This is a genomic window from Cupriavidus sp. 01T418, assembly GCF_056398885.1.
The window spans coordinates 1-912 of sequence record NZ_JBFTQG010000130.1 but is presented as its reverse complement, the minus strand read 5'-3'; the positions used below and the strand labels follow the sequence as shown (position 1 = coordinate 912).

Sequence of the window (912 nt, the reverse complement as noted above, 5' to 3'; positions counted from 1 at the left end):
CCGTAAACCCAACCGTAAGGAGCCAAAACAAATCAGTTTTCGTGTGAGCGAATCCGAATATTTAAAGTTGAAACAATCAGCTGAAACTTTAAATATGAGTGTGCCTGCTTTCGTTAAGAAAAAGGCACAAGGCGCCCGATTGGTCGCACCCAAATTGGATCAAACAACACGACAATCGGTAGCGAAAGATTTGAGTATGTTGGGCGCAAATGCCAATCAGATTGCGAAATATTGCAACCAACATCAACATGAAGCACCGAACTACGAAGCATTAGAACGTAATATCAGTGAATTACGTGAAAGGTTGAATGACATATGGGAAAGAATTTAGAAATAGTAACAAGCTTATTTGTATTAATACTTGCTATAGGCTTTTCAATTTGGAATTTTTATAACCATTCATATACAACAGCCATAATTATGTTAGTTATTGGAGTAATCAATATTGGTTATTTAATTCAAGAAATAATAGAAAAACGACGTGATGATGATGGCAACAACTAAATTAAGTGCCACCAAATCAACATCACGGGCGATTAATTACGCTGAAAAACGTGCCGTTGAAAAAAGTGGTTTAAATTGTGATGTAGACTATGCGAAATCGAGTTTCAAAGCCACTCGTGAATTATATGGCAAAACGGACGATAATCAAGGTCATGTGATTATCCAATCGTTTAAACCTGACGAAGTCACGCCTGAACAATGTAATCAGCTAGGTTTAGAACTCGCTGAGAAAATGGCGCCCAATCATCAAGTCACTGTCTATACACACAATGATACGGATCATGTACACAACCATATTGTGATTAATGCTATTGATCTTGAGACAGGGAAAAAATTTAACAACAATAAACAAACCTTACGTGATTTAAGAGATTTTAATGATGAGGTGTGTCGAGAACATGGTTTAAG

Annotated in this window: 2 protein-coding genes; both read left to right on the top strand. The window is 36.6% G+C overall.

The window, feature by feature from the left end; translation table 11 throughout:
• A partial coding sequence (locus AC1DQ3_RS36540; RefSeq protein ID WP_477124952.1) for a plasmid mobilization protein occupies positions 1-331 on the top strand: 331 nt, incomplete at its 5' end.
• A 153-nt stretch (positions 332-484) separates the two neighbouring features.
• On the top strand, positions 485-912 hold a 428-nt coding region (locus AC1DQ3_RS36535; RefSeq protein WP_477124951.1), incomplete at its 3' end, for a relaxase/mobilization nuclease domain-containing protein.